The sequence below is a fragment of the Ectothiorhodospira haloalkaliphila ATCC 51935 genome (genome assembly GCF_000633935.1).
Taxonomy (GTDB): domain Bacteria; phylum Pseudomonadota; class Gammaproteobacteria; order Ectothiorhodospirales; family Ectothiorhodospiraceae; genus Ectothiorhodospira; species Ectothiorhodospira haloalkaliphila.
The window spans coordinates 455,641-481,838 of sequence record NZ_KK214996.1 but is presented as its reverse complement, the minus strand read 5'-3'; the positions used below and the strand labels follow the sequence as shown (position 1 = coordinate 481,838).

The window sequence follows — 26,198 nt, the reverse complement described above, 5'->3', positions numbered from 1 at the left end:
CCTCTTGCACCACGATACGGTTAAACGCGGGATTCCAACGGGAAGAGCACATGTTTGCTGACTGGCCACTTTTGTCTCTGGTGATATGGACGCCGATTATCGGTGGACTCATCGTATTGTTTGTGGGTGATCGGATGCCGGAGGCATCCCGGCGCCTGTCCCTGTCGATTGCGGTCCTGACTTTCCTGTTGAGCCTGCCATTGTTTGCGCTCTTCGACCGCTCCACCCACGAGATGCAGTTCGTGGAATGGGTGCCCTGGATCAGTACCTTCGACATCCATTACCACCTGGGGGTGGATGGCATCTCCATGCCGTTGATCCTGCTGACCACCTTCACCACTGTGTTGGTGGTGCTGGCGGCGTGGGAGGTGATCCAGTACCGGGTGTCCCAGTACATGGCTTCGTTCCTCATTCTGGCAGGTCTCATGAACGGGGTGTTTTCGGCCCTGGATGCCGTGCTGTTCTACGTGTTCTTCGAGGCCATGCTGATCCCCATGTTCCTGGTGATCGGGATCTGGGGCGGGCCCAACCGGATCTATGCCACCCTGAAGTTCTTCCTCTACACCTTCTTCGGGTCGGTGTTCCTGCTCATCGCACTGATCTACCTTTACACCCAGGCAGGCAGCTTCGCCATCCTGGACTTCCACCATACGCCGCTGGGCATGACCGCCCAGACACTGATCTTCCTGGCCATGCTGCTGGCCTTCGCGGTCAAGATTCCCATGTTCCCGGTGCATACCTGGTTGCCGGATGCCCACGTGGAGGCGCCCACCGGGGGGTCCGTGATCCTGGCGGCCATCATGCTCAAGATCGGCGGCTACGGCTTCCTGCGCTTCTCCCTGCCCATTACGCCGGATGCGGCCATGGCCCTGGATTGGCTGATGATCACCCTGTCGTTGATCGCAGTGGTGTACGTGGGCATGGTGGCGCTGATGCAGAAGGACATGAAGAAGCTCATTGCCTACTCCTCCATTGCGCACATGGGGTTCGTGACCCTGGGCTTCTTCATCGTGTTCATGATCTACAACAATACCGGTGACTGGCAGGGGGCCGGGCTTGGGATCAGCGGCGGCATGGTGCAGATGGTCTCCCACGGCCTGATCTCGGCGGCCATGTTCCTCAGTGTGGGCGTGCTCTATGACCGCATGCACAGCCGCCAGATCGCCGACTACGGCGGCGTGGCCAACACCATGCCCTGGTTTGCAGCATTCTTCGTGCTGTTCGCCATGGCGAACACGGGACTGCCCGGCACTTCTGGTTTCGTGGGCGAATTCATGGTCATCCTGGCGGCCTTCCGTGCCGATTTCTGGATCGCCCTGCTGGCTGCCACCACGTTGATCCTGGCCGCCGCCTATACCCTGTGGCTGGTGAAGCGGGTGATCTATGGCGAGGTGGCCAACGACAACGTGGCCCAATTGCAGGATCTGAACCGGCGGGAATTCTGGATCCTCGGCGTGCTGGCCTTTGCCGTACTCCTTCTGGGAGTCTGGCCGGCGCCGCTGCTGGACGTGCTGGACGCCACCGTGGACAACCTGGTGCGGCATATCGCCGTCTCCAAGCTCTAAGCGTTCCTGGATACCGATATGACCTTTGAGATACCGGATTTCGTTCCCATCATCCCCGAGCTGTTCCTGCTGGGCATGGCTTGCGCCATCCTGGTCGCGGATCTGTTCATTCCCCAGGCGCGTCGGGATATCACCTACGGGCTCACCCAGTTCACGCTGTTGGGCACCTTTGCCCTCACGGTGATCCTGGCGGCCCCGGAGACCCGGCTCACCTTCAGTGACAGCTTTGTGGCCGATCCCATGTCGGATCTTCTCAAGTCAGTGGTGCTGCTGATATCCGCGGCGGTGTTCCTCTATTCCAGGCCCTACCTGCAGAGTCGGAATCTGCACAAGGGCGAGTTCTATGTGCTGGGCCTGTTCGGTGTGCTGGGGATGTTGATCATGATCTCCGCCCACAGCCTGCTCACCCTGTACCTGGGGCTGGAACTCCTGGCTCTCTGCCTTTATGCCCTGGTGGCCTTCGATCGGGACTCGACCGTGGCCTCCGAGTCGGCCATGAAGTACTTCGTGCTGGGTTCCATCGCCTCGGGCATGTTGCTCTATGGCATGTCGCTGCTCTACGGGATCACGGGCACCCTGGATATCGCCGGTGTCACCCAGGGTGTGGTAGCCGCGGCAGCCGGTTCGGCTGATCATGGTATTGCCCTGGTGTTCGCCCTGGCCTTCGTGGTGGTGGGCCTTGGCTTCAAGCTGGGGGCCGTGCCATTCCACATGTGGTTGCCCGATGTCTATCATGGGGCGCCCACGCCGGTGACGCTGTTCATCGGTGCCGCACCCAAGATTGCCGGTTTTGCCATCGCCATGCGTCTGCTGGTGGATGGCTTGGGGCCCTTGCACGGCGACTGGCAGGGCATGCTGCTGATCCTGGCGGTGCTTTCCCTGGCGGTGGGCAACGTCGTGGCCATCGCTCAGACCAACATCAAGCGTATGTTCGCCTATTCGACCATCGCCCATGTGGGTTTCATCGTCATGGGGCTGATGTCGGGTACCGAGGCGGGCTATGCCGCCGCGATGTTCTATGTGATCGTGTACGCCATCACCTCGGCGGGTGCCTTCGGCATGGTCCTGTTCCTGTCACGCAAGGGCTTCGAGGCGGACAATATCGAGGACTTCAAGGGGTTGAATGATCGCAGTCCCTGGTTCGCGTTCATCATGCTTCTGCTGATGTTTTCCATGGCCGGGGTGCCACCCACCGTGGGCTTCTATGCCAAGCTGGCGGTGCTGCAGTCGGTGGTGCAGGTGGAGTTCGTCTGGTTGGCGGTGTTTGCGGTGCTCATGTCGGTGATCGGTGCCTTCTACTACCTGCGGGTGGTCAAGTACATGTACTTTGACAAGCCCACGGACACGGCGCCGTTGCCCCAGGGAACCGGCATCAACGTGGTGCTGTCCATTAACGGGTTGCTGGTCATCGGCCTGGGGATCTTCCCCGGTCTGCTGATGGCCCTGACGGCCGCCGCGAGATAGGCTGTGCGAATCCCGCGCATCGCGCGGGGCCCGGACTCACGGAAAACCGGAACTGATTGATGGATACGTTGCAGATTGCTGTATGGTTTTACCTGGGCGCCATGATCCTGGCGGCCAACCTGCCCTGGATGACCGACAGGGTGTTCTTTTTCTTCTCTGCCCCCGGCGGCAGAAAGGCACCGGGTTGGCGGTTCGCGGAATGGGGTGTCCTGTATGGCGTGGCCCTGGCACTGGGTTGGGCGCTGGAGAACTACATGACCGGCAATGTCCACGGGCAGGGTTGGCAGTTCTACGCCATTACCCTCTCCCTGTTCGCCGTGTCTGCCTTCCCGGGGTTCATCTACCGCCACGATCTGCGCAAGCATCTGGTCCGTCGCAGTCGGGTACCGCATGCTGCCTCGGAAACGGCAGATTGATTTAAAGAAAAGTGTGAATCGGGGGTTGCAGTCCCTGGAAAAGATGCGTAATATTCACAGCCTCAGTTGCGGGGTGGAGCAGTCTGGCAGCTCGTCGGGCTCATAACCCGAAGGTCGCAGGTTCGAATCCTGCCCCCGCTACCAGGTACCGTAAAAGGCCCCTCTTGGGGCCTTTTTCTTAGCCGCAGCAGTGTCCTTGGCGTCTATTTCATGCGCACCCGACAGGGGGCGCCAGATGAAAGGTTGCTGCTACGGCGATGTTCTCGAATGGGCCCTGGGGCCCATTTTTTGTTTGTGGGGTGCATGTGCGACAGGACTCCCTGGAATTGACGCGTCTGATTCGTCCCGTGGTCGAGGGGCTCGGTTACGAGTTGTGGGGCCTGGAGTATCGGGTTCAGCGCACCAGTGCCTTTTTGAGGATCTTTATCGACGGCCCGGACGGCGTCACCCTGGACGACTGCGCCACCGTGAGTGATCAGGTGAGCGGCGTGCTGGACGTGGAAGATCCCATACCGGTGCCCTATCGCCTGGAGGTGTCTTCGCCCGGCATGGACCGTCCGCTCTTCGAGTCGGCCCATTACCGGCGTTACCCGGGTGCCCGTGTTCGGGTCCGCACCATCTGGCCCGTGGAGGGCCAGCGCAACTTCAAGGGCGTGATCGAGTCTGTGGAGGATGAGACGGTGGTGCTCGCCCTGGATGATGGCGAGGGCTCTGTGCGCATCCCCCTGGAATCGGTTTCCCGGGCACGATTGGTGCCCAGCTTCTGAAAGCCTGGATCTTGCCGGATGAGTCCGGCGTCGGATTCACCCCAGGTCGTCATGGTGGCCAATCACCGGGCGCTGTGAGCCGGACGCCGCCGAGCAGGCCGCGCCGGGGCAATTCATGTGGAGACGTTTGAATGAGCAAAGAAATCCTGCTGGTGGTGGACGCCGTCTCCAATGAGAAGGGCGTCGACAAGAGCGTGATCTTTGAGGCCATTGAGTCCGCTCTGGCCTCCGCCACACGCAAGAAGCACGGCGGCGAGATCGACGTGCGCGTCAGTATTCACCGGGAGACCGGCGACTACGAGACCTACCGTCGCTGGTGCGTGGTGGACGACGAGGACCCGGAGTTCGAAAGCCCCGAGCGGCAAATCCTCTATTCCTACGCGATTCAGGATCACCCGGACATTCAGGTGGGCGAATACATCGAAAAGCCCATCGAGTCGGTGGAGTTCGGTCGCATCGCTGCCCAGACCGCCAAGCAGGTCATTGTGCAGAAAGTGCGCGAGGCCGAGCGGGCCAAGGTCGTGGATGAGTTTCAGGATCGCGTGGGCGAACTGGTGATGGGCACGGTGAAGCGCTCCGAGCGCAACGGCGTGTTTCTGGACCTGGGGAGCAATGCCGAGGCCCTGATTCCCCGTGACGAGATGATCGCCCGGGAGACGGTGCGCCCCAACGACCGACTGCGCGGTTATCTGCGCGAGGTGCGTACCGAGCAGCGGGGACCGCAGTTATTCGTGAGTCGCACCGTGCCCGAGTTCCTGGTGGAGCTGTTCAAGCTGGAAGTGCCGGAAGTGGGGCAGGGTTTGATCGAGATCATGGGGGCGGCCCGGGATCCGGGCATGCGCGCCAAGATCGCCGTACGCTCCCACGACCCTCGCCTGGACCCGGTGGGTGCCTGCGTGGGTATGCGTGGCTCCCGGGTGCAGTCCGTGTCCAACGAACTGGCCGGTGAGCGTATCGATATCATTCTCTGGAACGAGAACCCTGCCCAGTTCGTCATCAACGCCATGTCGCCGGCGGAGGTGCTGTCCATTGTGGTGGACGAGGACCGCAACAGCATGGACATCGCCGTGGCCGAGGAGAAGCTTTCCCAGGCCATCGGTCGTGGCGGTCAGAACGTTCGTCTGGCATCGCAACTCACGGGGTGGGAATTGAACGTGATGAGCGAAAAGCAGGCCGTGGAGAAGAACGAACACGAAACGGCCGAACTCCAGAAAATGTTCATGGACAGCCTGGACGTGGATGAGGAAGTGGCTGCCATCCTGGTGCAGGAAGGCTTTTCCAGCATTGATGAAGTGGCCTACGTGCCCACCGCCGAGATCATGCAGATCGAGGAGTTCGACGAGGAAATCGTCGAGGAACTGCGTCGCCGTGCCCGGGATGCCCTGCTGACCAAGGCCATCGCCTCGGAGGAGCAGCACACGGGTGGGGCGCCGGCGGCCGACCTGCTGGAAATGGAGGGCATGGACTCCGAGTTGGCGCATCGTCTGGCCGCTCGCGGAATCTGCACCATGGAGGACCTGGCCGAGCAATCGGTGGACGACCTGGTGGAACAGGCATCGGTCGACCCGGAGCAGGCGGCCAGCCTGATCATGGCGGCTCGTGCCCCCTGGTTTGCGGACCAGACAAAAGACGCGTAAGTAAGAAGGACCAGCGCGCCTGCCGTGCGCGCGCCCCAGGCCAAAGGTCGGGGCCCGGTCCGCGGAAGCATTCAGATCGGAGGTAACGGCACATGACCGACGTTACGGTGAAACAGTTGTCAGAGATGGTGGGAACGCCCGTGGAGCGGCTGCTTGAGCAGCTCTCCGAAGCGGGTGTGTCCGTCTCCGATCCCGATCAAATGGTGACCGAGGAGCAGAAGTTCAAATTGCTCGAGCACCTGCGAAAGGCCCATGGCAAGTCCGAAGAGGATGGCCAGGGGCGACGTATCACACTACGTAGACGCAGCACGACCGAGTTGAAGGTGGCCGGCGCCCAAGGGCGCGCCAAGACCGTCAGCGTGGAAGTGCGCAAGCGCCGCACCTACGTCAAGGGCGGGGCCACCGAGCCCGAACAGCCTGAGGCCCCGGCTCCGGTGGCCGAGTCCGGTCCGCCAGAAGGGAAGCCCGAGCCCCTACCGGAATCTCCGCAGCCGCAGGCTGTCGAGCCCACGGCAGAGGCCCCCGCAAAACCGCGCACCGAACAGCCGGCCGAGCCCGAACAGGCCCCGGTGGTCGAGGAGGCCAAGACGGCCGAGCAGGAACAGGCCGAAGCCGAGGCGCGCGCCGCAGAGCGCGCCGCCGAGGAACAGCGTCAGGCCGAAGAGGCGGCGCGCCAGGCGGAAGAGCAGCGCAAGGCGATTGAAGCCGAAGTCCTCAAGGCGGCAGAACAGGAAACCCGTCAGCAGGCCGAGCAGCAAACCCGTCAGGCTGCCGAGGAACTCGCTCGTCGCGAGGCCGAAGTGCGCGCTGCGGCCGCCGCGGCCGCCGCACCTCCTGCTGCCGCCCCGGCCGCGCCCGCCACCCCGCCGCCCGCTGGCGATCAGCCCCGTGGCAAGCGTCGTCGCGGCAAGGAACGGGAAGATGCGGGCAAATCCAAGCGCGAGGAACTGCACGTCTCCAGCGACAAGCGGGGGCGTCGTGGCAAGGGCAAGGGTGGCCGCGCAGCGGCTGCCGTCACGCCCAGCAAACACGGTTTTGAAAAGCCAACGGCACCCGTGGTGCGTGAGGTTGCCATCCCCGAGACCATGACCGTTGGCGAACTGGCCCAGAAGATGGCCATCAAGGCGCCTGAGCTGATCAAGACGCTCATGGGTATGGGCGTGATGGCCACCATCAACCAGTCCATTGATCAGGACACCGCCACCCTCGTGGTGGAGGAGATGGGGCATATCGCCAAGCCCATGCAGGAAGCCGAGGTGGAAGAGGAGCTCTCCCTGGAAGTCGAGCAGGCTGGCGAAGCCGTGCTCCGTCCCCCGGTGGTCACCGTGATGGGGCATGTGGACCACGGCAAGACCTCTTTGCTGGACTACATCCGACTGACCCAGGTGGCCGAAGGCGAGGCCGGAGGCATTACCCAGCATATTGGTGCCTATCATGTGCCCTTCAAGAACCGCGCAGGTGTCACTTTCCTGGACACCCCGGGCCACGCGGCCTTCACCTCCATGCGTGCCCGCGGTGCCAAGGTCACCGACGTGGTGGTCCTGGTGGTGGCGGCGGATGACGGCGTGATGCCGCAGACCCTGGAAGCCATCCAGCACGCCCAGGCGGGCGAGGTGCCCATCGTGGTGGCGGTCAACAAGATCGACAAGCCGGAAGCCGATCCGGAACGGGTGAAGAGCGAACTGGCGCAGCACAACGTCATCTCGGAAGAGTGGGGTGGCGAGACGCAGTTCGTGCACGTCTCCGCCAAGTCCGGCGAGGGGATCGACCGCCTGCTGGAGGCCATCCAGTTGCAGGCTGAACTCATGGAACTCAAGGCCCATCAACATGGGCAGGCCCGTGGCGTGGTGGTGGAATCCAAGCTGGACAAGGGCCGGGGCGCCGTGGCGACACTGCTGATCCAGTCCGGCACCCTGGAGAAGGGCGACGTCATCCTCACCGGCCAGGAGTTCGGTCGCGTGCGGGCCATGTTCGACGAGAACGGCAAGCCGGTGAAATCTGCCGGACCCTCCATGCCGGTGGAGGTGCTGGGTCTGTCGGGCGTGCCCAACGCTGGCGATGACATGCTGGTGGTTCAGGACGAGCGCAAGGCCCGTGAAGTGGCCCTGTTCCGGCAGGGCAAGTTCCGCGAATCCAAGCTGGCCACCCAGCAGGCTGCCAAGCTGGAGAACCTGTTCAGTCAGATGCAGGAAGGGGCTGCCTCGGTGGTCAACATTCTGTTGAAGGCCGATGTTCAGGGCTCTGCAGAAGCCTTGCGCGACTCGTTGGAGAAACTCTCCACCGACGAGGTGAAGGTCAAGATCGTGTCCGCCGGCGTGGGGGGTATCACCGAATCCGACGTGAACCTGGCCACGGCCTCCAGTGCCATCATCATCGGCTTCAACGTGCGGGCCGATGCCGGGGCTCGCAAGGCCGCCAGCGACATGGATGTGGACCTGCGTTACTACAGCGTGATCTACGAAGCCATTGACGATGTGAAGCAGGCCCTCTCCGGACTGTTGTCGCCGGAGATGCGCGAGGAGATCATCGGTCTGGCCCAGGTTCGGGATGTGTTCAAGTCCTCCCAGTTTGGCGCGGTAGCCGGCTGCCTGGTCATCGAAGGCAGTGTGCGCCGGGGCAATCCCATCCGCGTGCTGCGTGACAACGTGGTCGTCTATGAGGGTGAGCTGGAGTCCCTGCGTCGCTTCAAGGATGACGTCAACGAGGTCAAGACCGGTACCGAGTGCGGTATCGCCGTGAAGAACTACAATGATGTGAAGCCCGGCGACCAGATCGAGGTCTACCATCGGGTCGAGGTGGCGCGGTCCCTCTGAAGTCGGGGACACGCCACATGAACCGACGTCACGCCATGGCATCCAACGCCCGGGGTTTTTGACATGCCCAAAGATTTTTCCCGTTCACAACGCGTGGGCGACCAGATCCAGCGGGAGCTGGCCGAACTGATCCGCGAGCAGGTCAAGGATCCCCGTGTGGGCATGCTGACCCTCTCGGGGGTGGAGGTGAGTCGTGATCTGGCCCATGCCAAGGTCTTCTTCACCGTGCTGGGGGATCAGGACGCCATCGAGGGAACCACCCAGGGGTTGCGTCAGGCGGCCGGGTTCCTGCGGCGAGAACTGGGTCGGCGGATGCGCATCCGCACCGTGCCGGAACTGCATTTTCGCTATGATGATACCCAGGAAAAGGGGGCCCGACTGTCGGCCCTCATTGATGAGGCGGTGGCCAGTGACCGCGCGCGCCATCCGGATGCCTCCGACGACAAAGATCCTCAATGAGCAAACCGAAAATCCAGCGCCGTGACGTCCACGGCCTGATCCTGCTGGACAAGCCTCAGGGGTACACCTCCAATCAGGCCCTGCAGCGGGTGAAGTACCTCTTTCGGGCCCGCAAGGCCGGCCATACCGGCAGCCTGGATCCCCTGGCCACCGGCCTGTTGCCCCTGTGCTTTGGCGAGGCCACCAAGGTTTCCGGGTTTTTGCTGGATGCCGACAAGCGCTACCACGCCGTGTGCCGTCTGGGGCAGAAAACCCTGACCGGCGACGCCGAGGGTGAAGTGATCGAAACCCGGGCCGTCCCTGCCCTGGATGGGGCGCAGATCGAGTCGGTCCTGGACCGGTTTCGCGGGCCCATCGAGCAGATCCCGCCCATGTATTCAGCGCTCAAGCACCAGGGCCAGCGGCTGTACGATCTGGCCCGCAAGGGGCAGGAAGTGGAGCGTCCTCCCCGACCGGTGACCATCCATGACCTGCGCTGCCTGGCCCATGATGACGATACCCTGACCCTGGACGTGGTGTGCTCCAAGGGGACCTATATCCGTACCCTGGTGGAGGATATCGGGGAGGCCCTGGGTTGCGGGGCCCACGTCATCGCCCTGCGACGCATCGGCCTGACGCCTTTCGAAGATCCGCAGATGGTCACCCTCGAGCAAATCGAGGCCCTGGCAGAACAGGGCCCCGAGGCACTGGATGAGGCCTTGAGGCCCCTGGATGAGGCGCTGGTGCACTGGCCGGCGGTCACACTGGACGCCGATAGTGCCTTTTACCTGGGGCAGGGGCAGGCGGTGTTCGTGCCTGGCCTGATGCATCGGGGTCACTTGCGGCTATATGGCCCCAAGGATCGCTTCCTGGGGGTGGGGCGCCTGCTGGATGATGGCCGGGTGGCCCCCAAGCGGCTGATCGTCCAGCCGACCTGACCCTACGCGTATGACACGATGGCTGGCGCCTACAAGCCCCTGTTCTGAAAAGGGGGGGCATGATAGAATCGCGAGCCTTCAGAAAAGAATGCAGCGGCCCCGTTTGGCCGGATCCCATCCCAGGAGTTTTCAAGAATGTCCCTGAGCAGTGAAGTGAAGTCCGAGATCGTTGAGAAGTACAAGCGCGATGCCGCCGACACCGGTTCCCCGGAAGTCCAGGTGGCCCTGTTGTCCGCGCGTATCCAGCACCTGATGGGGCACTTCTCCACGCACAAGAAAGATCATCATTCCCGCCGTGGTCTGTTGAAGATGGTCAACCAGCGCCGGAAGCTGCTCGACTATCTCAAGAGCAAGGATCAGCAGCGCTATCAGGATCTGGTCAGCAGCCTGGGTCTGCGCCGCTAAGTACCCGGCAACGTCCTTGCCGAGTCCACTCAGAACAAGCCAACCGGGATACAACGTGCCGTCAATTACCAAGTCGTTCCAGTACGGTCAGCATACCGTCACCCTCGAAACCGGCGAGATCGCCCGTCAGGCCACGGGCGCCGTCATGGTGGATGTGGCCGGTACCGTGGTGCTGGTAACGGCCGTAGGCCGCAAGGAGGCCGTCCCGGGGCGCGATTTCTTCCCCCTGACGGTCAACTATCAGGAGCGGACCTACGCAGCAGGGCGTATCCCCGGCGGTTTCTTCAAGCGCGAGGGGCGTCCCTCCGAAAAGGAAACCTTGACCTGTCGCTTGATCGACCGCCCCCTGCGGCCGCTGTTTCCCAAGGGCTTCACCAATGAGGTGCAGGTGGTGGCGACGGTCATGTCGCTGAACCCGGAAGTGGACCCGGATATCCCGGCCCTGCTGGGAGCCTCCGCTGCGGTGGCCCTGTCGGGCATGCCGTTCGCCGGCCCCATCGGCGCTGCCCGGGTGGGTTATCAGGATGGCGAATACCTGCTGAACCCCGACATCACCCCGCTGAAGGATTCCCAGCTGGATCTGGTGGTGGCCGGTACCCAAAATGCCGTCATCATGGTGGAGTCTGAGGCGACCGAGCTTTCTGAAGAGGTCATGCTGGGCGCCGTGATGTACGGTCACGAGCAGATGCAGGTGGCCATCAACGCCATTCGCGAACTGGCCGCCGAAGCCGGCAAGCCTGCCTGGGACTGGCAGCCGCCGGAAGAGGACAAGGACCTGCGCACGCGCGTGGAAGAGGCCTGTCTGTCGGATTTGACCGCTGCCTACCAGATCGCCGAAAAGCAGGAGCGGACCGCGCGCATCAAGGAATTGCGCGATGAGGTGAAGGCCCGTCTCGCCGATGGCGAGGAGGGCTCCCCCGAAGCCGAAGAGATCAAGGCGGTCTTCCACGACATCGAGAAGCGCATTGTGCGCAACCTGGTTCTGGACGGTAAGCCACGCATCGACGGTCGCGACACCACCACCGTGCGCCCGATTGGTGTGCGCGTGGGCGTGTTGCCCCGCACTCACGGCTCGGCACTGTTCACACGGGGTGAAACCCAGGCCATCGTCACCGCGACCCTGGGCACGGATCGGGATTCCCAGATCATCGATGCCATCGAGGGCGAGCGCCGCGAGCGCTTCATGCTGCATTACAACTTCCCTCCCTACTGCACCGGCGAGACCGGCATGGTGGGCACGCCCAAGCGCCGCGAGATTGGGCATGGCCGTCTGGCCAAGCGGGGTGTTCAGGGTGTGATGCCGGCAGACGAGGACTTCCCCTATGTGCTGCGGGTGGTCTCGGAGATCACAGAATCCAATGGATCCAGTTCCATGGCTTCGGTCTGCGGCACCAGCCTGGCGCTGATGGATGCTGGCGTGCCCCTGAAGGCGCCAGTGGCCGGTATCGCCATGGGCCTGATCAAGGAACAGGACCGCTTTGCGGTGCTGTCCGACATCCTCGGGGACGAGGATCACCTGGGCGACATGGACTTCAAGGTGGCCGGTACGGAAGACGGCGTCACTGCGCTGCAGATGGACATCAAGATCGATGGTATCACCCGCGAGATCATGGAAAAGGCCCTGGGTCAGGCCCGCGAAGGCCGACTGCATATCCTCAAGGAGATGGGCAAGGTCATTACCACGCCGCGCGGTGAAATGTCCGCCTATGCGCCGCGTTTCATCACCCTGCGCATCAATCCGGAGAAGATCCGGGACGTGATCGGCAAGGGTGGCGCCACCATCCGTGCCCTCACCGAGGAAACCGGTGCCACCATCGATATCGACGATTCCGGTGTGATCAAGATCGCCTCGGTGGACAAGGAAGCCGGCGAGGAGGCCAAGCGCCGCATCGAGGAGATCACCGCCGATGTGGAAGTGGGCCGGGTCTACGAGGGTCGTGTCGCCAAGATCATGGACTTCGGCGCCTTTGTCACCATCCTGCCCGGCCGTGACGGCCTGGTGCATATCTCCCAGATCTCGGAAGAACGTGTGGAGAGTGTGTCGGACAAGGTGAAGGAAGGGGAGACGGTCAAGGTCAAGGTGCTGGAAGTGGACAAGCAGGGCCGTATCCGCCTGAGCATGAAGGCCGTGGGTCAGGGCGAGTAGGTTTTCCCGCCAGCGGGGGAGGGGCGTGACGCCCCCGACGTTCAGTCCTGCTGGCGATCTGCCGACGCCTCCTCCTCCTCAAGAATACCAATCAGATAATCTTCCAGCAGGATCCCTGCCGCGTCGCTGTGCGGCATGCCGTAGCCCTTGGTCTCCCAGGCCTCCGTGGACTCCTGCCCGCACCAGTGCAGTACCAGCGCGGGAGGGCCCGGGTGGCGTGGCAGATAGTCGGTGATGTCATACACCTTGCCATGAATCGCCTTCCAGCAATCCTCCGGTTGATCATGTCGCGCCAGTTCCTCCTGAGTGATCACCGGCAGTGCCTCGTCCGCCTCATCGGCCATCGATGCAAGAGGGGAGGCGAGCAGTGCCGTCCCGAGGAACGCAGCCAGCCCCCATTGACGGGGAGAGAGGAGCGGGACGAAGCGGGTCGAGGGCATGGAATCATCCTTTGGGCGGAAGAGTGTCAGGAGATGGGAGCAGCGGGCGTCACCACGACGCGGTGCACCACTCCCATAACATAAGGGATCGGACCCGCAAGTGAATAGAAACCGGCCTCGCTGGAAGGGGTGATTCAATGATCCCGGACAATCACGAAGCGGGCTTGATTCGCGCACGCCGATGTTCTCAGCTAGCATCCTGGGTCAGATGACATCCGTCCTGAACGGCGGCGCCGAGGGCGCTGCCCCGGCAATGAGGTTGCACACGTGCGAATCGGTATCGGTATCGGTGTATTTCTGGTGGGTCTGATCTGGCTGTTGATGCGAGCGGGCAATATCCCGCTGGAGATGAGTGGCCTGGGGGTCATCGGTTACCTGAGTCCTGCCCTGCTGGTGATTGTGGTGGGTCTGGGGATCTTTGCCTGGGGTCCGGGCAGTGAGGCCGAGACCTCCAGCGACTGAGGCGAACGCGCAAGCCACCCTGCCTGCTCCCTGCAAAGCCTTGATGGAAGGCCCGTGGGGAGCAGGCAGGGGTCAGGTTTGCCTTACCCGCCACCCTTGCCGCCATCCGACCCCTTCCGGGCCGCCATGGCTTTCTCGCGTTCTTCCTTCATGTACTGAACCTTCTCCTTGGCCAGCACGCCGGCCAGCAGCACCAGGGCGATCAGGTTGGGCGCTGCCATCAGGCCGTTGAGGGTGTCGGAAACATCCCATACGGTGGTCAGCCCGCCGATGGCCCCAAGGAACAGAAAGCCCACGAAGATGATCCGGTAGGGCAGGATCACCCGCTTGCCGAAGGCGTACTCCCAACTCTTCTCGCCGTAGAAGTTCCAGGTGAGCATGGTGGTGTAGGAGAACAGCACGATGGCCATCAGGACGATCCAGCCACCCAGGCCCGGCAGGCCGCTGGCGAAGGCGCTGCTGGTGAGCTCGGCACCGGTCTGGCCGGTCTGGATGACGCCGGTGACCAGGATCACCAGGGCCGTCATGGTGCACACCACCAGGGTGTCGATGAAGACCTCCCACATCCCCCAAAGACCCTGCGCATAGGGCTTGTTGCGGGCCTGGGCGTGGACGATGGAGGCTGAGCCCAGGCCCGCCTCGTTGGAGAAGATGCCCCGTGCAATGCCATAGCGAATGGCGCCCGCCACGGTGGCACCGGCAAAACCGCCGATGGCAGAGGCGGGTGTGAAGGCGCCCGCGAAGATCTGCGCAAATGCCCCGGGGATCTGGTCGTAAAAGCTCACCAGGATGCCGATGGCGCCGATGACATAGATCAGGGCCATCGTGGGCACGATGCGCTCGGCGGTCACGGCGATGCGCTTGATGCCCCCCAGGGTGACCAGGCCGACGAAGAACATGACCACCAGACCCGTCACCCAGTTGGGCACGCCCATGCTGGTCTCCAGGGCGTGAGCCATGGTGTTGGCCTGCACCATGTTGCCGATGCCAAAGGCCGCCAGGCCCGCCAGGAAGGCATAGAGCAGGGCCAGCCATTTCCATTTCTTGCCCAGGCCGTACTCGATGTAATAGAAGACCCCGCCCGAGACCCGACCGTCCGATTCCACCTGGCGGTATTTGAGACCCAGGGTGGCCTCGGCCAGCTTGGTGGCCATGCCCACCAGGGCGACGATCCACATCCAGAACACGGCCCCCGGCCCGCCAAGGGCGATGGCTGTGGCCACCCCGGCGATGTTGCCCACACCGATGGTGGCCGCCATGGCAGAGGTGACTGCCTGGAAGGGTGTGATGGCACCCTTCTCCACCTTCTGGTCGCGGCGGAAGAGGGTGCCGAACGTGCGTCGCCAGGCGAAGAAGAGATGGGTGAACTGAAAGAAGCCAAGCCGGATGGTGAGGTAAAGCCCCGTGCCCACCAGCAGGATCATGAAGGGAGGGCCCCAGACAATGTTGTTGACCCAATCGTTGACCGCAAGAAGTCCCTGCATCATGGTGTGTCTCCCCTGTCGGGCGGGTGGTGATTGCGTTTGCTTTTCTTGACCAACCTCAACGACAGTTTAACGGTTGCTCATGAACTCTCAAGCACCCGCAGCCAGGCTGCCTTGCAACCAATGAGGCACGCGGCGCTCCAGCCAGTAGCTGCCCCGGCCCTCCACGAAACCCACATGCCCCCCGTGGCGAGCCAGTTCCAGGTTTACGGAAGACGACAGCTCCGCTTCGGTGGGGATGACATCCGGGGTCATGAAGGGGTCATCCATCGCATGCAGGATCAGTGTGGGGACCTGGATGCCACGCAGGTACTGCCGGCAACTGCAGTGCCCGTAGTAGTCGTCCACATCCTTGAAGCCGTGCAGCCGGGCGGTGACGGCGTCGTCGAACTCCCGAAAGGTGCGCAAGCCTGACAGACTGTCGCAGTCGATGGGAAGGACCATGCGGCTGCATTTGGCCTGGGTGGAGCGCTTCAGTCGCCCCACCAGGTAGCCCTGGTACACGCGAGACAGGCCTTTTTCCATACGCCGTGCGGCCTTGTCCAGGTCGAAGGGCACGGAGATGGCCACCGCCGCCGTCAGGGGACTGGCGTTGCCCGTTTCGCCCAGCCATTTCAGCAGGGCATTGCCGCCGAGGGAGACGCCGATGGCCGCCACCGGCCGTTCGGGAAACCGCCGGGTCAGTTGTTCCACCACCCAGGCCATGTCACCGGTGTCGCCGGCAAAATAGCTGCGGGGCAAACGGTTGGGTTCGCCGCCGCAGCCACGAAAGTGCATGGTCAGGGCCTGAAAGCCCTGGTCGTGCAGCCGGTGCATCAGCCCCGCAGCATAGGGGGAGCGACTGGATCCCTCCAGGCCGTGAAACAGGATCACCAACGGGCCGTCCACGTTGGGCGCCCAGTCCAGATCAAGAAAATCGCCATCAGGCAGTTCCATGCGCTCACGGCGCAACGGGATCGAATGACGAGGGCGCAAAAGGTTGGGCAGGATGGTTTGCACATGACTGCCCCGCAACCAGAATGCCGGATGAAAATCGGCCTGCGTGATCATGGTCGTTGGTTTCTCGGTCGGGCTCGGGGGGCGGTCGTTGCCCCCCGGTGAATGGTCGTTTTATCGAGCGGGTCACTTGAAAGTGACGACACTAGTCGTTAAAACAGGTGCATACTCCCATATTGGAAGCATCTCATGGATCTCTCCTCGATCAAGAGCGCCTATCGGCGCTATGCGAGATATTACGACGCCGTGTTCGGCCCGATCTTCGCGGGTGGCCGACGCCTGGCGATGGAAATGGTAAACGCGGAACCGGCGCCACGCGTCCTGGAGGTGGGAGTCGGCACCGGGCTGTCCCTGCCCGATTACCGGGAGGATGCCCGGGTGGTGGGGATCGATGTGAGCCCCGACATGCTGCAGATCGCCAAGGAACGTGCCGAGGAGGGGCAGCTCAAACAGGTGGAGGCGCTCCTGGAGATGGACGCCGAGTGCCTGGCGTTCGCCGACGACAGTTTTGACTGTGTCGTGGCCATGTATGTAGCCTCCGTGGTGCCCAATCCCGACAAGCTCATGCGGGAGATGCAGCGTGTGTGTGTCCCTGGTGGGGATGTGCTGGTGATCAACCACTTCGCCTCCAGTCACCCCGTGGTGCGCCGGGTGGAGCGGGCCCTGCGGCCCCTGTCGCGCCTGGTGGGTTTCAGGCCCGACATGGAGCTGGATAGCCTGCCCGAACTTCCCGGGCTCAACCGCGTGGGCGTGCACAAGACCAACCTGTTCGGTTACTGGAAGCTGGTGCATTACCGAAATGGCGAGGCGCCCCTGGCGGAGCCGGAGCAGCCATTGACGCCTCGCGCGGCGGACCAGCCCGGCTGATCCCGATTGCTATCTGCTCGCCGTCCCCGCTGGGGACGACGGACCCACCCACTCAAGAGTCCCTTATGAGCATCGACTGGAAGGCGTACGACCCCAATGGATTTTACGATGAACTCATCAGTGCCCCGGGCATCTCACGCCCGGCCGCCCAGACCCTGACCGATTATCTGCGATCCCTCGGTGACGCCGAGATACACGAGCGCAAGCAGGCCGCCGAGCATGCCATCATGGAGATGGGCATCAGCTTCACGGTGTATACGGAAGGTGGCAACATTGATCGGGCCTGGCCCTTCGACATCATCCCCCGGATCATCCCGCGGACCGAATGGAGCCGCGTGGAAGCCGGGCTGCGCCAGCGCCTCACAGCGTTGAACATGTTCATCAACGACATCTACAACGAGCAGCGCATCGTCAAGGACAAGATTTTCCCGGCCGAGGTCCTGGCCCAGTCCCGCAACTTCCGCGAGCAATGCCGGGGTATCCAGCCCACCCATGGGGTATGGGCGCATATCTGTGGTTCCGACCTGGTGCGCGATGCCGATGGCAGCTTCTATGTGCTGGAGGACAACCTGCGGGTGCCCTCGGGCGTGTCGTATATGCTGGAGAATCGTCAGGTCACCAAGCGGGTGTTTCCGGAGCTGTTCGAGAACTACAGCATCCAGCCCGTGGATGAATACCCCTCCCAGCTCTTTGACATGCTGGCCAGCCTTTCGCCCCGCCCCCTGGATTATCCCGAGGTGGTGGTACTGACGCCGGGTATCTACAACTCCGCGTACTTCGAGCACGCCTATCTGGCCCAGCGCATGGGCGCAGAGTTGGTGGAGGGGGCAGACCTGGTGGTCTGCGATGATGACTGCGTGTACATGCGCACCATCGATGGTCTGGAACGAGTGGACGTGATCTATCGTCGCATTGACGACCTGTTCCTGGATCCGGAGGCCTTCAGCCCCGAATCCATGCTGGGCGTGCCCGGAGTGATGCGGGCCTGGCGTGCCGGTAACGTGGCCCTGGTGAATGCACCGGGTGCCGGTGTGGCCGACGACAAGGTGGTGTACGCCTTCGTGCCCAAGATGATCCGTTACTATCTGGACGAAGACCCCATCCTGCCCAACGTGCCCACCTACCTGTGCATGGACGACAAGGAGCGGGAACACGTGCTGGCCAATCTGGACCAACTGGTGGTCAAACCGGCCAACGAGTCGGGAGGGTACGGGATGATCATCGGCCCCCACGCCACGCCCACCCAGCTGGAGGAGTTTGCCGAACTCATCAAGCGCGATCCGCGTAATTACATCGCCCAGCCCACCCTCAAGCTGTCCACGTCACCCACGCTGTGTGACGGGCACCTGGAGCCCCGGCATCTGGATCTTCGCCCCTTCGTGCTCCAGGGGGTGCGCACGGATGTGACCGCAGGGGGGCTCACACGGGTCGCCCTGCGCAAGGGTTCCCTGGTGGTGAACTCCTCTCAAGGGGGTGGCAGCAAGGACACCTGGATCGTTGACACGGATACCCGGGACTGAATACATGCTTTCACGCGTCGCAGAACGGCTTTACTGGATGGCCCGCTATATCGAGCGGACCGAAAACACGGCCCGTATGGTCACCGCCTTCAACCATCTGGCCCTGGACATGCCCTATCAAACCCGGGTGTCCTGGGCCGGGCTGGTGTCCATCACGGGCAGTGATGCGATATTCGAGGAGCGCTACTCCGAGTACAACGAGGCCAATGTGGTCAAGTTCCTCCTGGGTGACCCCGCCAACCCGGGATCGATCCTCAATGCCCTGACCAGCGCCCGGGAGAATGTGCGTACCACGCGGGATCGGGTGCCCACCGAGGTGTGGGAAACGGTGAACGAACTGCATCTCTACGCCCGCTTCAATCTGGATGCGGGGGAGGGCAAGCGGGGGCGCTATCGCTACCTGTCCCAGATTCGCAGCCGCTGTCAGCAGATCACCGGGATGCTGGCGGGCACCATGAGCCACGACCACGCCTATGATCTGATCAAGGCTGGGCGCAATCTGGAACGGGCGGACATGACGTCACGTCTGCTGGATGTGGGCGCCGTGGGGTTGCTCTCGCGTGGGAAAGATGCGGACGAGGACGCCTCGCCCTTCGAGGGACTGCTGTGGATCAACATCCTCAAGTCGTTGAGCGCCTTCCAGATGTACCGTCAGCATGTGCGCCGGCGGGTCAACGCGACCGATGTGCTGCGCTTCCTGGTGCAGGATCCGGAATTTCCCCGTTCCATCAGTCATGCCCTGGCGGAGGTGGAACACAGTCTGGCCAACCTGCCCCGTAATGACATCCCCCTGCGCATGGCCATGCAGGTGAAGCGCCATGCCGTGGACTCCCAGGTGGACAAGCTGCTGGAGCCCAAGGAGTTGCATCGGTTCATTGATGACCTGCAAAAGGAGATGGCGGAACTGCATGGCCTGGTGGCGGAGACCTGGTTCCGCCTGGACAAGGCGGCCTGAGACCCGGCATCCGGGTCTGGCACCCTCAAGCCGGCGTGCTTAGCCGGTTTTTTTGGAAGGTTTGCGCGTACTGCGGCGGTTGACGGTGACTTCCGTGCCGCGGCGTTTGCGTCCGCGAGCAGCCTCCCAGTCAAAGCGGGGCAGGTCCCGGAAGGCGGCCTTGATGTTGTCGTCCCAGGACCGCTTCAGATCGGTGAGATAGTCATCATCCGCCTCCAGGCACAGATAATGCTCGAAGGTCAGGCTGTCGCGTTCGTAGACAATCACCTCGATGGGAGGGCCCACGGTCACATTGGAACGCATGGTGGAGTCTATGGATACCAGGGCGCAGCGCGCCGCGTCACCCAGGCTGCCTTCGGGGCTGATGATGCGATCCAGAATGGGTTTGCCGTACTTGCTCTCGCCGATCTGCAGGAAGCGCGTATGGGACGAGGCCGTGATGAAATTGCCCTGGGGGTAGACCAGGTAGATCTCCGGTTCCTGTCCGGCAAACTGCCCGCCGATGATGAAAGAGGCATCGGCCCGGAATCCGGCCTTGGTGAGGGCCTCCCCGTGTTTTTCCTGCTCTTCACGGTTCACCCGGCCCAGGTATTCCGCCGCGTCGGACATGCCCCGCACGGTGTGCAGGCTCTCCTCCGCGCTGTCCTCGATGTCGCGCTTGAGGCGCGCCAGTACCGCCTGGGTGGTGGCCAGGTTTCCGGCGGCGAGTAAAACGAAGACACGATCCTCCTCCACTTCGAAGGTGTGCATCTTGCTGTAGGTGCTCACCTGATCGGCACCGGCGTTGGTGCGTGAGTCCGAGGCAAACACCAGCCCGGCGTCCATGGTGATGGCAAGGCAATAGGTCATTGAGGGATGTGGTTCCTGAGCGGCGGTAAGGCATAGTAGGAGGGGGTTGCACCGGGCGTCAATGCCAAGGGGCTTAATCACAGGTGCAGCCGCCGCAAATGGGGATCCGGTTCGCTCGCATCCCAGTAGGTGATGAATTGCTCACCCATGAGCTTGCACCGCCGGGGGGCGTGGAAATTCACCACTGCCTGATAGCGCAGGGCCTGGGGTTGATGAATGAGGCCCTGGCGGTCGGCAACGAGAAAGGCTTCAGCGACGGAGCGCCGATCCTTTTCACTCATGCGGCGGACCTGAATGCGGCTACTCAGGCGCTGGGCCAGGGCGATGAGGCGGTGGGTTGTACCTCGCAGCGGGTCGCTGTCCTGGATCAGGATGCGGATGTCCGCGTGGCGACTGCTACGAGCCAGCCGGGAGATGGGTTCCACCACCGCCGGGGTGTCGAAGATCGCCGGATCCAGGTGCCGGCTGGTGACCCAGAGGCTGCGCCGGCCCTGTTCCGCCATGCGTTGCACGGCCAGGCACAGCTGATCGGGCGTCTCCAGTGTGATATCGCCGTCGGTGCGGCCGAGCAGATAGCGTTCCGGGTGTTCCATCAGGGGTTGAGCGGAGGTGGTGTACATGATGGAGGCCTCCAAACGATAAGACCCGCACGGGGCGGGTCTTGAGCAACAGGCCCACCGAAAGTGGGCGCTGCTGCGGATCGATCATCCGGGACTGGATCAGCCGCGGGCAACCCAGGCGGTGCACCAGCCGTCGGCGGCCACGACCTTGCCGGGGAATACGGCGCAGGGGCCCCACTCTTCCTGGCTGGGATCGTTGTACAGCAGGCAGTTGGAGCAGTACTGACCTTCAACTTCGGACTGGTGCACGTACTGCAGGGCCTGGGCCTCGGCAGATTCGGGATCCAGGCGCTCGGCGGCTGCGGCAGTGGTGGTCCAGCCCAAGCCGGCGACCGGCACGGCCACCAGGCCGGCGACACCGAACTTCAGGAAGCTTCTACGGCTAAGGTCTTGCTTCTTCATTCTCTTTTACTCCTAGCGTCTCGCGATGATATCAACGGGGGCCGGCGCGGGGTTCTCTGCCCTGATCATCCGGTGATCCCGATTAAGCGGGCTGGGCCCGTCTTGCTGTCAGCCTTCGGTCACTGATAAAAATCATTCCCGATGGCCTTATCTTTATTCTGGTAAGTATCCAATAAACGGCGCCTGAGGGCTAGTCTTGACGGGAAAATCGTTACCCGGATGGCGGCCCCTCTGGAGAGGGATTCGTCAACTCGTGTTGTCGTCACTCCGACGAAAGAACAGTGTCACCTCGCCCAAGCGGATGCCGAACTTGCTCATCACCGCGCGGTTCACCAGCACGCCGTCCTCGTGCATGAACATCCAGTCGTCGAAATTCACCCGCCAGATACGACCGCTGATGGGCAGGCGCAGGACATAGGTGAAATTGAAGGCCTGTCCGCAGAGCTTGCCCTTGGCTGCCCCCTCCACATCGTCGGCGCGACCCTCGTAGTGCTGGGCATCCAGGCGCTTGAGACGCCAGACGCGTCGATCCTTCTCGCCATCGTCGTAGACGAAATCCTCTTCCAGCACCAACTCATCTCCCTCCACATGTCCCAGGATGTCCACGGTGAACTGGCGATGCACCGTGCCAAATCGATCCTGAAACAGGCCCCAGGCCTTCACCTGACCATCGAAATAGGCCTCCAGGTCAAGGGTGGGCTTGCGGTCTTTGAATGCCTCGATCTTCATGGCTCACCTCCAGGGTGACGGCGACTGAATCATCAGGCGGGCGCTTCCAGCACGGCGTGCATCAGATCCGTGTTGCGGGAGCGGAAGCCCGCCTCGCAATAGGCCAGGTAGAACTCCCAGGTGCGCAAAAAGCGCTCGTCATAGGAGCCCAGGGAGAGAATCGCGCTGGATTGTTCCTGAACCCGCTGGTACCAGCGGTCCAGGGTGCGGGCATAATGCTCTCCATGAAATTCTCGGTGACGAAGGGCCAGCCCGGCCTTGTCCGCGCATTCGCTGAAGATATCCACCGTGGGCAGCATGCCGCCGGGGAAGATATACAGTTGAATGAAATCTGCGGCGCGGCGGTAATAGCCGAAGGCACCCTCGTCAATGGTGATCACCTGCACGGCGGCACGGCCTCCGGGCTTGAGGCTTTTGCGTACCGTCTCGAACCAGGTGGGCCACCAGCGCTCGCCCACCGCCTCGAACATCTCGATGGACACCACGTGGTCAAATTGTTCGCTCACATCCCGGTAGTCCTGCAGGCGCAGATCCACGCGGTCGGCCAGGCCCGCCGCCTCCAGCCGTGCCTGGGCATAGTCCAGCTGCTCCCGGGAGAGGGTGACACCGGTCACCCGGTGGCCCTGGCGGGCGGCGTATTCGGCAAAGCCGCCCCAGCCACAGCCGATTTCCAGGATGTGTGAACCGGGAGCCGCGTCCAGGTGTTCCAGCAGGCGGGCGTACTTGCGTTGCTGGGCGGCCTCCAGGGGTTCATCTTCCTTCTCCAGCAGGGCGCAGGAGTAGGTCATGGTCTCGTCCAGCCACAGGCGGTAGAAATCGTTGCCCAGGTCGTAGTGGAACGAGATGTTGCGGCGGCTGCCATCGCGGCTGTTGGCGCGGAACTGGTGGCGAAGGAAATCTGCCACCCGTGACCAGAAGGCGCTGTAGACCAGACTGCGGATATATTCCTGATTGACCGACCCCATGGCCAGCAGGGCCTGCAGGTCCGGCGTGTCCCAGTCTCCCACCATATAGCCCTCACCCAGGCCCACCAGGCCCCGGGACAGCAGGCGCCGCAGCAGGACGCCCGGGCGGTGGATCCGGATGGTGCCACAGCCACCGGGGTGCGTGCCCTGAACCCGATGTTCGCTGCCATCGGGGCCGATCACCCGCAACTCCCCCGAGTGCAGGCCCCGCAGCCGCCGTAGCAGAAAACGCATGGCAAAGCCGCCGGTGCGGGCGCCCAGGGTACGGGGCTGGGTGGGTGTCTGTTCCACGGACATCAGTTCATCTCCTCTGAGGATGAGCTGGGCTTGCTGTAGTACTTGCCGCCTTTCCACCAGATCTTCAGGGCCTGCCAGTGAATGCCGAAGATCACCTTGAAGGTCATCAGGGGCATGGTGGCCACGGCCTTGAGCAGCTCGCGGTCACTGAGTGGACGTGCATGACCTGTCTGGCTGGCGGCCAGCATGAGTTTGGACTGCTGATATTCATGGATGAGAACACTCAGACCCTGTCCCGGTTCCGACAGCCGGAACTGATAGCGTGCATCCATCTCGATGAAGGGGGAGACGTAGAAGTGCTTGTCCTGGCTGGCACGCACCGGCCAGTCCAGGGGTTGATCCCCGTTGTGGAGGACATAGTGATGACAATCCCCGAGGGTATTGCTCACTTCGCAGATGATGGCCCGCAGGCTGCCGTCCCGGTGCAGGCAGTAGAAAAGGCTCAGGGGATTGAAGACGTAGCCCAACACCCGTGGGAATGCCAGCAGGAAAATGCGACCACCCTCCAGGTCCACGCCCGCCTGGGCCAGTTGCGTTTCTGCCCAGGGGCGCAGCGGGGTGCCGTCGCGGGCGCCATGGTCGCGATCATCCAGGCTCAGGAGGTTGAATCGGTTCACCGACAACAGCCGGAGTCGTCGATCCAGGGCGTTTAGCCGGTCCACGTCCACCACCAGGCTGAAGACCCGGTAGACGAAGCGGTAATCCACGGGAAACAGCCGCCGGTGCATGACCCGGGTGCGGTAAAGGCGTCCATCCTCCATGTCCGCCAGGCCCATGGGGGCTCCGGGGTCTCCTTCGGGAAGGCTCATGACGCCTCCGTTCCGACCGCGCCAGCTGGTTGCGCCGCCTCGTAACCGGTGGCCTCGCGGGGGATGCTCCAGGGCGGTGAGACGCCCAGGCGTCCGGCGATCTGAATGGCCGAGCGCAGGCCGTCCTCGTGGAAGCCGTATCCCGTCCAGGCGCCACAGAACCAGATGCGGTCGGCACCCTGCAACTCCGGGAGCTGCTTCTGGGCCTCCATGGCGCGCTGGTCGAACACCGGGTGATGGTAGCGGATCTCCCGGATGATGGTCTCCTCCCGCGGCTCGATCAGCGGGTTGAGGCTCACCAGGTAGTCCCTGGATTCATCCAGGGCCTGTAGCCGGTTCATCCAGTAGGTGACCGAGACGGCATTGGCCGGGGAATCGGCGGTACGCTGTCGGGCCATGTAGTTCCATGATGACCATACCCGCTTCATGCGCGGCATCAGGCGCACGTCGGTATGCAGCAGGGTGCGGTTGGGCTGGTAGGTGAAGCACTGCAAAATCCGGGATTCGGCCTCGGTGGGATCCTCCAGCATGCCCAGCACTTCATCGGCGTGGCAGCCGAACACCACCTGGTCGAACGCGTGTTCTCCCTGGTCATCGGTGATCACCCGTATCTGCCCCTCCTGACGCTGGACGGCCACGACCCGACGATTCGCATGCACGCCTTCGGGCAGGGCCTTGAGCATTTGCCGGACGTACTCGCGACTGCCCCCCTTGACCGTGTGCCACTGGGGGCGGTCGGCCAGGTCCAGGAGCCCATGGTTGGAGAAGAAGTTGAGGAAGGACTCCAGGGGGAAATCCAGCATGCGGTGGGTGGGGCAGGACCAGATCGCAGCCGCCATGGGCAGCAGGTAATCATCGCGAAAACCTGGGCCGTAACGTTCCTGAATCAGGTACCCGCCCAGCGTCACCTGGGGCACGTCGCCACTCTGGAGCAGGGCCTTGCCGGTGCGGTTGAACCGGAGGATGTCCCGCAGCATGCGCAGGAACCGGGGGTTGAACAGATTGCGCCGCTGGGCGAACAGGGTATTCAGGTCCGAACCCGCGTACTCCAGCCGACCGCCGCCCACGGAGGCCGAGAAGGACATATCGGTGGGTTGCGACTCAATGCCCAGATGGGCGAACAGGGCCTTGAGGTGGGGATAGTTGCGGTGATTGAAGACCATGAATCCGGTATCCACCCCGCGCGGGCCCTGATCCCCGGGGACATCGACGGTGTTGGTGTGGCCGCCGATGTAATCATTCTTCTCGAATACTGTCACATCATAGTGTCGTGACAGCAGCCAGGCGCTGGCCAGTCCCGAGATCCCTGCGCCGATGACGGCGATGCGTTCGCGAGCCATGTGATTCCCCTAGTCCTGAAAAGGATACTTATACATTAACTGTACAAGCTTTGATTTTTATTGTACAAGGTTTTTGAGAGCGCTGCTTTTCAATCGAGTGCTCAAGATCGTGACCATACGATGGTGGCAAGACCCGGGACAAGAGCGCTGCGGGACAGGGTTGCGCCGCCGCGGTCATGAGAGGATGGAACGGTCCAACATACATGCTGTCACCTGCACGGAGAAAAGGCCATGACAAAGACGGTCACGAAGATTGCCGGGGGCAAGGAGCCGGTGGAGGCTCATGAGCCCATGTCGGCTGATGAACTTGCCGAACACTATCGGCTGATGCTCGAAGGGCTGGGGGAGGACCCGGGTCGCGAGGGGCTCCAGGGCACGCCACTCAGGGCCGCCAAGGCCATGCAATACCTCACCAGTGGCTATCATCAGTCCCTTGAAGAATTGGTGAACGGGGCGCTGTTCGCCTCCGACAGCGATGAAATGGTGCTGGTCAAGGACATCGAACTGTATTCGCTCTGCGAGCATCATTTGCTGCCCATCATCGGCAAGTGCCATGTGGCCTATATCCCCGATGGCAAGGTGATCGGCCTGTCAAAGATTGCCCGCATCGTGGACATGTTCGCTCGGCGCCTGCAGATCCAGGAGAGCCTGACCCGGGAGATCGCCCAGGCAGTGATGGACGTCACCGGCGCGCGGGGCGTGGGCGTGGTGGCCGAGGCCAGGCACATGTGCATGATGATGCGTGGGGTGGAAAAGCAGAATTCCGCCATGCTCACCTCGGTGATGCTGGGTAATTTCCGGGACGACGCCCGCACCCGCTCGGAGTTCCTGGAACTGATCCGCCGCAGCCATTGAGGAGGTTTCGGGTTTGCCT

Annotated in this window: 25 protein-coding genes and 1 tRNA gene; 16 read left to right on the top strand and 10 right to left on the bottom strand. The window is 62.8% G+C overall.

Annotation, left to right across the window (positions count from 1 at the left end; translation table 11 throughout):
• Positions 1–50: 50 nt before the first annotated feature.
• The 11 genes from ECTHA_RS0104015 (at position 51) to pnp (ending at position 12,589) form a co-directional block, all read left to right on the top strand.
• The gene (locus ECTHA_RS0104015; protein WP_025280948.1) at positions 51–1,565 is read left to right on the top strand and encodes an NADH-quinone oxidoreductase subunit M; all 1,515 of its coding nucleotides are present in this window, start codon (positions 51–53) and stop codon (positions 1,563–1,565) included.
• A gap of 18 nt (positions 1,566–1,583) precedes the next feature.
• Positions 1,584–3,029, top strand: coding sequence for an NADH-quinone oxidoreductase subunit NuoN (nuoN, locus tag ECTHA_RS0104010; RefSeq protein WP_025280949.1), 1,446 nt, complete (start codon positions 1,584–1,586; stop codon positions 3,027–3,029).
• A 59-nt stretch (positions 3,030–3,088) separates the two neighbouring features.
• A complete protein-coding gene (locus ECTHA_RS0104005; protein WP_025280950.1) occupies positions 3,089–3,445 on the top strand; it encodes a DUF2818 family protein in 357 nt (118 codons plus the stop codon).
• A 67-nt stretch (positions 3,446–3,512) separates the two neighbouring features.
• Positions 3,513–3,589 (top strand) — tRNA-Met (locus ECTHA_RS0104000).
• Between the two features lie 176 nt (positions 3,590–3,765).
• A complete protein-coding gene (gene rimP, locus ECTHA_RS0103995; protein WP_026623521.1) occupies positions 3,766–4,212 on the top strand; it encodes a ribosome maturation factor RimP in 447 nt (148 codons plus the stop codon).
• 131 nt (positions 4,213–4,343) lie between these two features.
• On the top strand, positions 4,344–5,849 hold the full coding sequence (gene nusA, locus ECTHA_RS0103990) for a transcription termination factor NusA (protein ID WP_025280952.1): 1,506 nt from the start codon (positions 4,344–4,346) through the stop codon (positions 5,847–5,849).
• A 92-nt stretch (positions 5,850–5,941) separates the two neighbouring features.
• Positions 5,942–8,662, top strand: a complete 2,721-nt coding sequence (infB, locus tag ECTHA_RS0103985) for a translation initiation factor IF-2 (RefSeq protein WP_025280953.1) — start codon at positions 5,942–5,944, stop codon at positions 8,660–8,662.
• Between the two features lie 63 nt (positions 8,663–8,725).
• Positions 8,726–9,121, top strand: coding sequence for a 30S ribosome-binding factor RbfA (gene rbfA / locus ECTHA_RS0103980; protein WP_025280954.1), 396 nt, complete (start codon positions 8,726–8,728; stop codon positions 9,119–9,121).
• Entirely contained in the window at positions 9,118–10,038 is a 921-nt protein-coding gene (gene truB, locus ECTHA_RS0103975; RefSeq protein WP_025280955.1) for a tRNA pseudouridine(55) synthase TruB, read from the top strand. The genes rbfA and truB overlap by 4 nt, the downstream gene beginning before the upstream one ends.
• A 135-nt stretch (positions 10,039–10,173) precedes the next feature.
• On the top strand, positions 10,174–10,443 hold the full coding sequence (gene rpsO / locus ECTHA_RS0103970) for a 30S ribosomal protein S15 (RefSeq protein WP_025280956.1): 270 nt from the start codon (positions 10,174–10,176) through the stop codon (positions 10,441–10,443).
• A gap of 55 nt (positions 10,444–10,498) precedes the next feature.
• Positions 10,499–12,589 (top strand): polyribonucleotide nucleotidyltransferase, encoded by a 2,091-nt coding sequence (gene pnp / locus ECTHA_RS0103965; RefSeq protein ID WP_025280957.1) that lies wholly within the window; start codon positions 10,499–10,501, stop codon positions 12,587–12,589.
• A gap of 41 nt (positions 12,590–12,630) precedes the next feature.
• Here the strand turns inward: pnp and ECTHA_RS17050 are convergent, their stop codons facing one another.
• Positions 12,631–13,029, bottom strand: a complete 399-nt coding sequence (locus ECTHA_RS17050) for a cytochrome b5 domain-containing protein (RefSeq protein ID WP_084306700.1) — start codon at positions 13,027–13,029, stop codon at positions 12,631–12,633.
• Between the two features lie 267 nt (positions 13,030–13,296).
• On the opposite strand from ECTHA_RS17050, the gene ECTHA_RS0103955 reads away from it, so the two are divergent.
• A complete protein-coding gene (locus ECTHA_RS0103955) occupies positions 13,297–13,491 on the top strand; it encodes a hypothetical protein (RefSeq protein WP_025280959.1) in 195 nt (64 codons plus the stop codon).
• 83 nt (positions 13,492–13,574) lie between these two features.
• Here ECTHA_RS0103955 and ECTHA_RS17045 read toward each other — a convergent pair whose 3' ends face one another.
• Together ECTHA_RS17045 and ECTHA_RS0103945 are read right to left on the bottom strand one after the other, a co-directional pair.
• Positions 13,575–14,975: an alanine/glycine:cation symporter family protein gene (locus ECTHA_RS17045; RefSeq protein WP_025280960.1), complete on the bottom strand. Its 1,401-nt coding sequence runs from the start codon at positions 14,973–14,975 to the stop codon at positions 13,575–13,577.
• 90 nt (positions 14,976–15,065) lie between these two features.
• Positions 15,066–16,025, bottom strand: a complete 960-nt coding sequence (locus ECTHA_RS0103945; protein WP_025280961.1) for a hydrolase — start codon at positions 16,023–16,025, stop codon at positions 15,066–15,068.
• Between the two features lie 135 nt (positions 16,026–16,160).
• On the opposite strand from ECTHA_RS0103945, the gene ECTHA_RS0103940 reads away from it, so the two are divergent.
• The 3 genes from ECTHA_RS0103940 to ECTHA_RS0103930 all read left to right on the top strand — a co-directional run bounded on the left by ECTHA_RS0103940 (position 16,161) and on the right by ECTHA_RS0103930 (position 19,313).
• Positions 16,161–16,838, top strand: a complete 678-nt coding sequence (locus tag ECTHA_RS0103940) for a class I SAM-dependent methyltransferase (protein ID WP_025280962.1) — start codon at positions 16,161–16,163, stop codon at positions 16,836–16,838.
• A gap of 65 nt (positions 16,839–16,903) precedes the next feature.
• Entirely contained in the window at positions 16,904–18,358 is a 1,455-nt protein-coding gene (locus ECTHA_RS0103935) for a circularly permuted type 2 ATP-grasp protein (protein WP_025280963.1), read from the top strand.
• 4 nt (positions 18,359–18,362) lie between these two features.
• Positions 18,363–19,313, top strand: coding sequence for an alpha-E domain-containing protein (locus tag ECTHA_RS0103930; RefSeq protein ID WP_025280964.1), 951 nt, complete (start codon positions 18,363–18,365; stop codon positions 19,311–19,313).
• Positions 19,314–19,352: 39 nt separating this feature from the next.
• On the opposite strand, the gene ECTHA_RS0103925 is transcribed toward ECTHA_RS0103930, so the two are convergent.
• From ECTHA_RS0103925 to ECTHA_RS0103895, 7 genes are all read right to left on the bottom strand, one after another.
• Positions 19,353–20,162, bottom strand: a complete 810-nt coding sequence (locus tag ECTHA_RS0103925) for a proteasome-type protease (protein ID WP_025280965.1) — start codon at positions 20,160–20,162, stop codon at positions 19,353–19,355.
• A gap of 77 nt (positions 20,163–20,239) precedes the next feature.
• A complete protein-coding gene (locus tag ECTHA_RS0103920) occupies positions 20,240–20,782 on the bottom strand; it encodes a DUF7931 domain-containing protein (RefSeq protein ID WP_128571854.1) in 543 nt (180 codons plus the stop codon).
• 99 nt (positions 20,783–20,881) lie between these two features.
• Positions 20,882–21,184 (bottom strand): high-potential iron-sulfur protein, encoded by a 303-nt coding sequence (locus ECTHA_RS0103915; RefSeq protein ID WP_025280967.1) that lies wholly within the window; start codon positions 21,182–21,184, stop codon positions 20,882–20,884.
• Between the two features lie 246 nt (positions 21,185–21,430).
• Positions 21,431–21,913: a DUF3833 domain-containing protein gene (locus tag ECTHA_RS0103910; protein ID WP_025281273.1), complete on the bottom strand. Its 483-nt coding sequence runs from the start codon at positions 21,911–21,913 to the stop codon at positions 21,431–21,433.
• 32 nt (positions 21,914–21,945) lie between these two features.
• Positions 21,946–23,175: an SAM-dependent methyltransferase gene (locus tag ECTHA_RS0103905; RefSeq protein ID WP_025281274.1), complete on the bottom strand. Its 1,230-nt coding sequence runs from the start codon at positions 23,173–23,175 to the stop codon at positions 21,946–21,948.
• On the bottom strand, positions 23,175–23,984 hold the full coding sequence (locus tag ECTHA_RS0103900) for a DUF1365 domain-containing protein (RefSeq protein WP_419398031.1): 810 nt from the start codon (positions 23,982–23,984) through the stop codon (positions 23,175–23,177). Before ECTHA_RS0103900 ends, ECTHA_RS0103905 begins: the two co-directional genes overlap by 1 nt.
• Positions 23,981–25,324 carry an NAD(P)/FAD-dependent oxidoreductase gene (locus ECTHA_RS0103895; protein ID WP_025281276.1) on the bottom strand — a complete coding sequence of 448 codons (1,344 nt, stop codon included), beginning with the start codon at positions 25,322–25,324 and terminating at the stop codon, positions 23,981–23,983. The genes ECTHA_RS0103900 and ECTHA_RS0103895 overlap by 4 nt, the downstream gene beginning before the upstream one ends.
• A gap of 291 nt (positions 25,325–25,615) precedes the next feature.
• Between ECTHA_RS0103895 and folE the strand changes: the two genes are divergently transcribed.
• Positions 25,616–26,179 (top strand): GTP cyclohydrolase I FolE, encoded by a 564-nt coding sequence (gene folE / locus ECTHA_RS0103890; RefSeq protein WP_238625057.1) that lies wholly within the window; start codon positions 25,616–25,618, stop codon positions 26,177–26,179.
• Positions 26,180–26,198: the final 19 nt, after the last annotated feature.

Coding starts and splice junctions, on each gene's coding strand:
- ECTHA_RS0104015 (WP_025280948.1), top strand. CDS start 51: ATGTTTGCTGACTGGCCACTTTTGTCTCTGGTGATATGGACGCCGATT.
- nuoN (WP_025280949.1), top strand. CDS start 1,584: ATGACCTTTGAGATACCGGATTTCGTTCCCATCATCCCCGAGCTGTTC.
- ECTHA_RS0104005 (WP_025280950.1), top strand. CDS start 3,089: ATGGATACGTTGCAGATTGCTGTATGGTTTTACCTGGGCGCCATGATC.
- nusA (WP_025280952.1), top strand. CDS start 4,344: ATGAGCAAAGAAATCCTGCTGGTGGTGGACGCCGTCTCCAATGAGAAG.
- infB (WP_025280953.1), top strand. CDS start 5,942: ATGACCGACGTTACGGTGAAACAGTTGTCAGAGATGGTGGGAACGCCC.
- rbfA (WP_025280954.1), top strand. CDS start 8,726: ATGCCCAAAGATTTTTCCCGTTCACAACGCGTGGGCGACCAGATCCAG.
- truB (WP_025280955.1), top strand. CDS start 9,118: ATGAGCAAACCGAAAATCCAGCGCCGTGACGTCCACGGCCTGATCCTG.
- rpsO (WP_025280956.1), top strand. CDS start 10,174: ATGTCCCTGAGCAGTGAAGTGAAGTCCGAGATCGTTGAGAAGTACAAG.
- ECTHA_RS17050 (WP_084306700.1), bottom strand. CDS start 13,029: ATGCCCTCGACCCGCTTCGTCCCGCTCCTCTCTCCCCGTCAATGGGGG.
- ECTHA_RS17045 (WP_025280960.1), bottom strand. CDS start 14,975: ATGCAGGGACTTCTTGCGGTCAACGATTGGGTCAACAACATTGTCTGG.
- ECTHA_RS0103945 (WP_025280961.1), bottom strand. CDS start 16,025: ATGATCACGCAGGCCGATTTTCATCCGGCATTCTGGTTGCGGGGCAGT.
- ECTHA_RS0103940 (WP_025280962.1), top strand. CDS start 16,161: ATGGATCTCTCCTCGATCAAGAGCGCCTATCGGCGCTATGCGAGATAT.
- ECTHA_RS0103935 (WP_025280963.1), top strand. CDS start 16,904: ATGAGCATCGACTGGAAGGCGTACGACCCCAATGGATTTTACGATGAA.
- ECTHA_RS0103930 (WP_025280964.1), top strand. CDS start 18,363: ATGCTTTCACGCGTCGCAGAACGGCTTTACTGGATGGCCCGCTATATC.
- ECTHA_RS0103925 (WP_025280965.1), bottom strand. CDS start 20,162: ATGACCTATTGCCTTGCCATCACCATGGACGCCGGGCTGGTGTTTGCC.
- ECTHA_RS0103920 (WP_128571854.1), bottom strand. CDS start 20,782: ATGTACACCACCTCCGCTCAACCCCTGATGGAACACCCGGAACGCTAT.
- ECTHA_RS0103915 (WP_025280967.1), bottom strand. CDS start 21,184: ATGAAGAAGCAAGACCTTAGCCGTAGAAGCTTCCTGAAGTTCGGTGTC.
- ECTHA_RS0103910 (WP_025281273.1), bottom strand. CDS start 21,913: ATGAAGATCGAGGCATTCAAAGACCGCAAGCCCACCCTTGACCTGGAG.
- ECTHA_RS0103905 (WP_025281274.1), bottom strand. CDS start 23,175: ATGTCCGTGGAACAGACACCCACCCAGCCCCGTACCCTGGGCGCCCGC.
- ECTHA_RS0103900 (WP_419398031.1), bottom strand. CDS start 23,984: ATGAGCCTTCCCGAAGGAGACCCCGGAGCCCCCATGGGCCTGGCGGAC.
- ECTHA_RS0103895 (WP_025281276.1), bottom strand. CDS start 25,324: ATGGCTCGCGAACGCATCGCCGTCATCGGCGCAGGGATCTCGGGACTG.
- folE (WP_238625057.1), top strand. CDS start 25,616: ATGTCGGCTGATGAACTTGCCGAACACTATCGGCTGATGCTCGAAGGG.